The organism is Nostoc sp. NMS8, assembly GCF_017115045.1.
Taxonomy (GTDB): domain Bacteria; phylum Cyanobacteriota; class Cyanobacteriia; order Cyanobacteriales; family Nostocaceae; genus Nostoc.
The window spans coordinates 1-8,444 of record NZ_JABXKK010000014.1; the positions used below are offsets into that span (position 1 = coordinate 1).

At 38.2% G+C, this 8,444-nt stretch carries 8 protein-coding genes and 1 pseudogene; 5 read left to right on the forward strand and 4 right to left on the reverse strand.

From position 1 onward, the window contains the following. A partial coding sequence (locus HWQ39_RS00975; RefSeq protein WP_292840276.1) for an ISAzo13 family transposase occupies window positions 1-992 on the forward strand: 992 nt, incomplete at its 5' end. A 179-nt stretch (window positions 993-1,171) separates the two neighbouring features. Continuing rightward, complete coding sequence (locus tag HWQ39_RS00980) at window positions 1,172-1,408, forward strand: hypothetical protein (protein WP_292840295.1); 237 nt, start codon at window positions 1,172-1,174, stop codon at window positions 1,406-1,408. Here HWQ39_RS00980 and HWQ39_RS00985 read toward each other — a convergent pair. Together HWQ39_RS00985 and HWQ39_RS00990 are read right to left on the reverse strand one after the other, a co-directional pair. Next, window positions 1,356-1,514, reverse strand: coding sequence for a type I restriction-modification system subunit M N-terminal domain-containing protein (locus HWQ39_RS00985; protein WP_366932210.1), 159 nt, complete (start codon window positions 1,512-1,514; stop codon window positions 1,356-1,358). The genes HWQ39_RS00980 and HWQ39_RS00985 overlap by 53 nt on opposite strands. Window positions 1,515-1,555: 41 nt before the next feature. After that, window positions 1,556-2,560 carry a hypothetical protein gene (locus HWQ39_RS00990; protein ID WP_292840279.1) on the reverse strand — a complete coding sequence of 335 codons (1,005 nt, stop codon included), beginning with the start codon at window positions 2,558-2,560 and terminating at the stop codon, window positions 1,556-1,558. 300 nt (window positions 2,561-2,860) lie between these two features. Here HWQ39_RS00990 and HWQ39_RS00995 point away from each other — a divergent pair, with 300 nt between their 5' ends. Then, window positions 2,861-2,989: a hypothetical protein gene (locus HWQ39_RS00995; RefSeq protein WP_292840282.1), complete on the forward strand. Its 129-nt coding sequence runs from the start codon at window positions 2,861-2,863 to the stop codon at window positions 2,987-2,989. Between the two features lie 37 nt (window positions 2,990-3,026). On the opposite strand, the gene HWQ39_RS01000 is transcribed toward HWQ39_RS00995, so the two are convergent. Next, entirely contained in the window at window positions 3,027-3,548 is a 522-nt protein-coding gene (locus HWQ39_RS01000) for a hypothetical protein (protein WP_292840284.1), read from the reverse strand. Window positions 3,549-4,663: 1,115 nt separating this feature from the next. On the opposite strand from HWQ39_RS01000, the gene HWQ39_RS01005 reads away from it, so the two are divergent. Next, a complete protein-coding gene (locus tag HWQ39_RS01005; protein ID WP_292840287.1) occupies window positions 4,664-7,288 on the forward strand; it encodes a calcium-binding protein in 2,625 nt (874 codons plus the stop codon). Between the two features lie 430 nt (window positions 7,289-7,718). Beyond that, the gene (locus tag HWQ39_RS01010) at window positions 7,719-8,045 is read left to right on the forward strand and encodes a hypothetical protein (protein ID WP_292840289.1); all 327 of its coding nucleotides are present in this window, start codon (window positions 7,719-7,721) and stop codon (window positions 8,043-8,045) included. A 183-nt stretch (window positions 8,046-8,228) separates the two neighbouring features. Here the strand turns inward: HWQ39_RS01010 and HWQ39_RS01015 are convergent. Then, window positions 8,229-8,444 (reverse strand): annotated as a pseudogene (locus tag HWQ39_RS01015) (hypothetical protein); the annotation flags it as partial.

Consider the following 8,444-nt stretch of genomic DNA (forward strand, 5'->3'; position numbering starts at 1 on the left):
ACCTACCAAATCTTTTAGAAGATATAAAAAATTTAGTTGACTTCTATAGTCAAACTGATCCGAGTTTCAAAAGCCAAAGATTATATACTAGACTCAGTGCAGCCGAAGTCAGAAAGCAATTAATCGAAAAGTATGGTTACAGCGATGAAAAGCTACATACATCAGAAACAATTCGAGTCAAATTAAATAATTTAGGTTACAAGCTCAGAAGGGTAAAGAAAGTTCAACCTCAAAAAAAGTTTCCACAAACTGATGCAATCTTTGAGCAATTAAACATTGTAAATAAAGATGCCTCGGAAGATAAGAGTGTTTTACGTCTCAGCATGGACGGAAAAGCCCGTGTTAAGATCGGCTCATTTGACCGAGGAGGTAAAAGCCAGTATGGGGCGAAGGCTGATGACCATGATTATAATCCGAAAACAACTGTAACTCCTTATGGGATATTTCTTCCAGAGGAGGATGAGCTATTTTTGTATTTTACAGAATCGAAAGTTACCAGTGATTTTATTGTTGATATTTTAGAAGATTTTTGGTTAACAGAAAAACACCGTTTTTCTGATATTAAGACTCTAGCTCTTAATCAAGATAATGGGCCTCAGAATAGTTCACGTCGTACCCAATTTATGAAACGTATAGTAGAGTTTGCCCACAAACATCAAGTAAATATACGTTTAGCTTACTATCCTCCCTATCATAGCAAATATAATCCAATAGAAAGAACATGGGCAGTACTAGAAAATCATTGGAACGGCAGTATTTTAGATGAACTAGAAACGGCTTTGAATTTTGCTAGCACAATGAAATGGAACGGGAAACATCCAGCAGTTAAGTTAATACACAAAACTTATGAGAATGGGGTAAAGCTTACAAAAAAAGCTATGGCTCAAATTGAAAAACAGATTGAGCGGCTAACCGATTCTACTCATGAAGTTTTCCCAAACTTAGGTAATTGGTTTATTGATATTTGTTGTAGTAAAACAAAAATTATTTGATTTTAATAACAGCATTTATTTAGCTACAAAACATCTCTTATTTACACTGTTTAACTTCAAAGCAGACGACAAGTGTATAGGAAAAGGGGTTGCTTTCGGCAACCCCTTTTCTCCCCCATTAAAATGATTATCATTCTTGAGAAAACCTGTCTCTTGTTTTTCTTGGAATAATTTATTCTTTGGAAGTCCCATTAGTCACAGTTTCACAACAGTCACACTCAAGGTATGGGGATTCAGGAGTAATTGAGGCAGACGCACCGAATCTTTGGCAACAGATTGTTACCTTTGCTGATGGTGAGAGGATGTTGGTCAATAATGCTGATTTAGATGCCGCCAGCGCAGTGCTTCTGGAATTGGGGAATCTTAATCATCTTCTAAAAACTCGTATTCAGCCTCACGATCATCAAAAATCTTGAGGAAAATCATCCAGACAAGTTGGCTGATGCGTTGTGCGTCACCATCCACCCCTGCGTCTTTCCGCATGACGTCCTGAATGGTTTTGATTGTAGTGCTGATCGACATATTTTAAAAATTCTCACTTTAAACAAGATTACATTAAATACTTATTCTTTTGGAGTTTGATTCTCCTGCGTGGGTTCATCTGCTACAGGTAATTGACCTGTTGAGTTTGCAGAGATATTTGCATTCTTCGAGGAAATGTCCCCTGGTACAATTTTTTCTGTTTGGCTAACTATATCTTTTGCAAACCTTTCGCTAAAACCAACAACAAAAGCTAATGCCATAAATCCAAACCATTTAGTAGTAGGTTTTGTTTCATCCTTAGTAATAGAAATAGGTAACAAAGTAGAATTGAATAAAGCAAATATTAAAATCCCAAAGAAACCCCCTATCATAGGTTTAAAAGCTCCTACAAATACTGGAAGCAAGCTATCTTGATATTTCTGATTCCTATATTCTTCAATTCTGGTCAAAATACTAACCACACTGCCTGTAGCTCCAGACATTGCACATAAAAGTAGTAAAGCAGAAGATTCATCAAAGTCATACTGAGTCAACCTATTCTTAGAGTTTTCGTTTGGTTTCTGGGCTATTTCTGTACTTTGTCCTGATGGCTGAGTTGGATTCTGCCCTGTCAAAATAGGTTTGAGATATAAGTTAGCACCTGATAAAAGATGTGCAAGTATAATTGGTGCTGCCAAATGAACAGGCAATGCTACCAGTAATCCAATAATTACTTTAGAAGGAGTTTCTGTTAAATACAGGAAGTTATGAAATCCATTGATAAATAGAGCAGTAAAAGGATTTTCTAATTGACGCACAAAAATTTCGGCATCTCGTCTTAAATCTTTAGCTAAAACTTTATTTGGTTCACCTTGGAGAGCGTATATTGCTGTAACTACATTAGGTAAAAGTGACTCTATCTGACTTTGCTTAATTTTATTATTCTTTAACTTAGCACTTGCTAATAAACTTTTCGTTTTTTGAGCTACGTTTAATATTTTTGCTAGTTCTTTTTGAACCTCAACATCTAAAGCAGTATTAGTTGTAGAAATTTTATGTTGTAATTCATTGATTAGAATATCTAAAGATTGAGCAGTATCTTCCATAAATTGAGACGAAAGTTAATATTTATCTAGAGTTAATGCAAATTGACCAAATATAAAGAATTGTTAATAAATAGTTAGCAAGATGATATTGTTACCTAGTTATAAAGTCAAGCTATATTATACAGTTCATTTTTTAACTTTTGTAGGGCCGCTAGATATTTTTACTTGTCACCAAAAAGCTTAATGATTTCCAATGGTGTACCCAATAGGTTGATTAGTTGTAAGTAGGTAGGCACGAAAAAACCAAACTATGTGAAGATAAATAAATACGGAGAAAGAATCTACTGAGGGAACTAAAACATGGGTGCGCGTTTAAGAGTATTTCTAACCCGTGAGCAAGACCGAACCCTTTTAAACCTAAAAACAGCAGATTGTGGATGGGGTATTGGTGGATTGGGAGAGGTAACAAATCACACTGTCTCAGAATAGCGTGCAGCTAAAGTGATTGCTGCTTGACGGTTGTAGATCAAGATTCCTTTGCATTGAGACTACCAAGCGACCAATTATTTTCTGAAAACGGGGACGCATAATCTGCGACTCGCTCCCATCCCCACTTATAAGCAGTGTCAACTAGAATTTCTTTCCCATTACAGAACTTGATAAATTCCTGCCCGTGGTCGTAAAATATATCTGCAACCAGTTGATTGCGTTCGTCGTAACCCCACTTATCCACTGCTGCCCTCCACCAACGCTTTCCGGGGGACAGCAACTGTTCAAGTTCTAAATACTCCGGTTTCCAGTACTTGGTGCGCCATTGATTTGCTAGTGCCTCAATTAGTATCGCAGTCGGGTAGATCGGCTTGAGGTTTTCTTCGAGCCAGAGTATATAAACGATTGCGCTCCTGAAAGCATCTTCTAAACCTAAGCTTGATGCTTCTAGAGTGTCTTGGAGTTGCTCGTCACTGAAATTTACACCGAGCGATTGCAGGGCTGGAGCGTACAAATCAAATAATTCTTGTTCTACTGAATCGGCAGACCAGAACCACATAAGAAAAAGAAAACTCCTGCTGGGTGGCTAAATAAAATTTAGCATTTAGCGTGGGAAGTTTTGATGTGAGGACAAGTAGCGATGTCTACGATGGGCTATTCGGCGTCGCAGAACTTTGTCCACCTGAAATTGAATAACTCAATCGCCTCATGATGCAAGCAGTTTGTAGGGTTGAGCAACTGTTCCGCTTCCATATTATAGTTGAATTTTAAAATATTCTCTCAAAAACGCTTTCCTTTTTGTGCCTGATGTGAAGTTAAAACTAAAAGCGTAGAGGGCTAAAGGGCAAAAGTGTAAAGAATAGACATCTTGCAAAAGTAACTTTTGCCAAGATGTCTATTCTTCAGCCGTCATGGATATCTTTATGAATTCAAGGTGGAAGAGGTGATTAATCCTAAGACTTTCCCCCAATTCGTAAAAACTCTTGGAGTATCTGTCTGCCACTTTCTGCAAAGAATTTACTAGATAAATATAATGAATAGATAAAGATTAGTGCTTCTATATACATTTATTCAGTAAATACGATGAAGAATATGTAAAGTTATTTTTTTAGAGATGAATAACTCAGTAAATATTCTGTATGCTACTGATTAGCAGATTATTTAGGGCTTGCTGAAAATTTGTTTCTTTATTCCTCGTAAGCTGTTCTGTATTTTTTAGCTAGATACCAAAGGAAAATACCCCACAACAAGGCCATAAATATTTGTTGCCCTGTTTTCAAGCTAGCAAGACTTACGCATGGACAAAAACAATGAGATTTGTTTTTCAAAGATTCGAGCTTGATTTTTCGATGCTTTGTCAGCAGTGTCTATGGTAAATATTTGCCTATACTACTGATCAAGGGTGATTTAAATTAGCTTGAAACTAGCTTTTTGTGAATTCAGATCCTCTGGAATTTGTAGAATGCCTAAGACTTAAATAATCCGAAGTACTTCGATAAGTAATACTTGCAAGTTAATCAAAAGGAAAATCTTCCGGAAAAATTCGTAACCCCCAAGGGTGAGATTGAAGTCTGTCGAAATCATCAAGTTTCGGCAAATTTTTCTGCGCCAAAACAGCATTAACAACTGATAACTTAATTTACTTCAAAATATCGATTTAGGTAGGAAAAAGTAATGGCAAATATCATTGGAACCGACGGGAATGATACTCTATTTGGCACTGACAGTGCTGACACAATTAACGGTAAAGCTGGGAATGATAACATTACAGGTAGTAATGGCGACGATACCTTAAGGGGTGGTGGTGGGAAGGATACATTTGTTTACAGCTCCAATGATGGCACTGATACTATCACTGATTTTGGTGGTGTAGGTAAAGGTACAAATCCCACAGCAGCAGTTATTGCCGAAGTTGATACTATCAAATTCCTTGATGAGGGATCGACTGCGCGAAATCTGCTACTAACCCAGAATGGTAATAATCTGGAAATAACCTTTCAAGATATACAAGAAAATTTAGGATTTGAAGATTCACGAGTATATTTTAGTGACCCGATTTTGAAAGTCATCTTGCAAAACTTCAAACTAGAAGATTTAGATAACTTGAAAGCTTCTGGTACAAGACCAGCCATTGGTAATATTCTGTTTGATGGGCAAACTAGCATCACCAATAGTTTTAATGTTCTAGATGCCAACTCTACAGACACGACCATCGGTATCAAGAACACAGTAACCTTCCTCAATGACCTGAACAACAACATTACAGGTTTAGACAACTCAGATGATGTGATTAATGGTCAGGGGGGTAACGACAAAATCGATGGCTTAAGTGGCAACGATCTTTTGAGGGGTGGTACGGGGAATGATACTCTCATTGGTGGCATCGGGAATGATACCCTCGTAGATGATACTGGCAATAACTCTCTTGTTGGTGGTATTGGCGACGATATTTTGATTGTTGACTCTTCAACAGGATACAACACCCTAAACGGTGGCGCTGGTAACGATCAATTGTACGCTCGAGCTTCAGAAGGCAATAACTTACTATTTGGAGGCGATGGGAATGATACTCTTGATTCCTCTTACCTTAATACTGAGTATGGATACTCCTTTATTGCCTCCTCAGGCAATAACACCCTCTACGGTGGTACTGGTGACGATCGTTTGGTTGTGTCTCCAGAAGGGAATAACTTACTCTCTGGGGACGATGGCAATGATTATCTCTCCAGTTCTGGCTATGATGAGTATAGAGCGAACTATAATTTTAGCTCCTCAGGCAATAATACCCTCAACGGTGGTACTGGTAATGATACAGTGCGTGCTGAGTATTCCACAGGTAATAACCTACTGAATGGAGGCGATGGCAATGATTATCTCTCCATCTCAGGCTATTACATCCAGTACGACGGTTTTGATGATTATGATGTCACCTCAGGTAATAACACCCTCAATGGTGGTACTGGTAATGATACATTGCGTGCTGAATATTCAACAGGCAACAACTTACTCTCTGGTGGCGATGGTAATGATTCCTTATATGTTAGCCCCTCATCCCCATCTACTTCCCCCTCTTATTCAATTACTCAAACGGTAGATGGGGGTAAGGGTGACGATTTATTGTCCATCGATTACAGCAATGCTACAGGAGGGATTACTTCGACATTCAATGCCACTACTAATATTGGCTCAATTACAGCAGGTACGTATCGGGTTAACTACAAGAATATTGAACGATTAAATATCTCAGGTACAGCCTACAATGACAACATTGTGGGCAGTAATGGCAACGATACGCTCTCCTCCAGGGGGAATGGTGGCAATGATACGATAGATGGGGGTAAGGGTGACGATTTATTGTCCATCGATTACAGCAATGCTACAGGAGGGATTACTTCGACATTCAATGCCACTACTAATATTGGCTCAATTACAGCAGGTACGTATCGGGTTAACTACAAGAATATTGAACGATTAAATATCTCAGGTACAGCCTACAATGACAACATTGTGGGCAGTAATGGCAACGATACGCTCTCCTCCAGGGGGAATGGTGGCAATGATACGATAGATGGGGGTAAGGGTGACGATTTATTGTCCATCGATTACAGCAATGCTACAGGAGGGATTACTTCGACATTCAATGCCACTACTAATATTGGCTCAATTACAGCAGGTACGTATCGGGTTAACTACAAGAATATTGAACGATTAAATATCTCAGGTACACTCTACAATGACAAAATTGTGGGCAGCAGTGGCAACGATACGCTCTCCACGGGTTATGGTGGCAATGATACGATAGATGGGGGTAAGGGCAACGACTACTTGACTATTAGCTATTCATCAGACAATAATTTACTCTCTGGGGGCGATGGAAATGATACTCTTTCTGCATTTACTGCCTTAGGTAATAACACACTCAACGGTGGCAACGGCAATGACTACCTCACAGGTGGCAACGGTAATGATAGTCTAATTGGAGGAGCTGGGGTTGATACCTTTGCTTTCAATAGTTTCAATGAAGGCTTAGACACTATTTATGACTTCAACGCCACGAATGAAGTGATTCAGATATCGGCTGCTAATTTTGGTGGTGGGTTATCCATTGGTTCGCTCAAAGCAAATCAGTTTACCATTGGAACATCTGCAACCACTAGCACTCAGCGATTTATCTATAACTCGACTACAGGTGCATTGTTCTTTGATCAGGATGGCAGCGCAGGGGCGTTTACTAAGGTACAATTTGCACAACTATCTACTGGCTTGTCACTAACTAATAATAGTTTTGTGGTTGTTTAGTGAATACTTGAATTGCGAGGTTCAATTTTAAGCATCTCGCATTCGATTGTTCTCTATTTTCAAGGTATATATCTACGGAGAATAGCCACAAGGAGGGCATAAAAATCTCTTTCTCTCTAAGAGTCAGATTTTGACTATTTTCAAGTTAGTAAGACTTAGGCACTGGCAAAAAACCAAATATCAAGAATGGGTTTTAGGCATTAAATTGTCAGTAATTTATCCCAAAAAAGTATGCTTAAAAACCTTGAAATGACCGATTATTCTGAATCTATACGCTTATTAATTTGTACAGTGCTTAAGACTTAGATAGTCTGAGATAGTTAGATAATGCTTAAGTGGCAACGACATCCTGAGAGGTGGTGCTGGGAATGACACCCTCAAGGATGGTGAAGGCGATAACTTCCTGTTTGGTGGTACTGGTAACGATCACTTGAATGTTGATTATTCATCAGGCCATAACCTGCTCGATGGTGGCGATAGCAATGATTCTTTAAGTGCCGCTACCACCTCAGGCAATAATACTCTTAACGGTGGTGCTGGGAATGATTACTTAAATGTTGATTATTCAACAAGCAATAACTTACTCAATGGTAACGATGGCAATGATTCTCTTGTCCTCTCTGGCTTCGATTACTTCAGTTACTTTGGTGCCTCAGGCAATAATACTCTTAACGGTGGAGTTGGTAATGATTACTGGGAGCAATGCGATTTTGTTAGACGACCCAAAAAAAGTGCGATCGCTAAAAATCCAATCTAAGTAAAAAGTGATTTTATTTACATAAAATCTATTGTTTTACACAATAAATTATCTTGATGAGATATCTCAAAAAGATTACTAGCAATTCATTTGACGATTATTGCCAACTAAAAGCAACTTGTGTACTTAGTATTAATTTGCAGTAAATAATAGCTGGGCATGAAAATTCAAGTATAAAATTTATCAAGCAGTTTGAGGTTTAATAAAGGAATCAAAGATAGAACCACAAAAATTATCCCAACTTCTAGCTATCCATTGACAACGCAGATGTAACATAATTTCTGCATTTCCTTTCAACCAGAATTTACTGTTTCCTTTGATTCTTAAATTTACAACTTGGCGGATTACAGCAATTTTCAGGTAATTGAACCACAAACTACGGTAATGTAAAGAGATAGT

Excerpts from the sequence above, each read along its gene's own strand:
- HWQ39_RS00985 (WP_366932210.1), bottom strand. The coding sequence starts at position 1,514 with ATGTCGATCAGCACTACAATCAAAACCATTCAGGACGTCATGCGGAAA.
- HWQ39_RS00990 (WP_292840279.1), bottom strand. The coding sequence starts at position 2,560 with ATGGAAGATACTGCTCAATCTTTAGATATTCTAATCAATGAATTACAA.
- HWQ39_RS00995 (WP_292840282.1), top strand. The coding sequence starts at position 2,861 with ATGGGTGCGCGTTTAAGAGTATTTCTAACCCGTGAGCAAGACCGAACC.
- HWQ39_RS01000 (WP_292840284.1), bottom strand. The coding sequence starts at position 3,548 with ATGTGGTTCTGGTCTGCCGATTCAGTAGAACAAGAATTATTTGATTTG.
- HWQ39_RS01005 (WP_292840287.1), top strand. The coding sequence starts at position 4,664 with ATGGCAAATATCATTGGAACCGACGGGAATGATACTCTATTTGGCACT.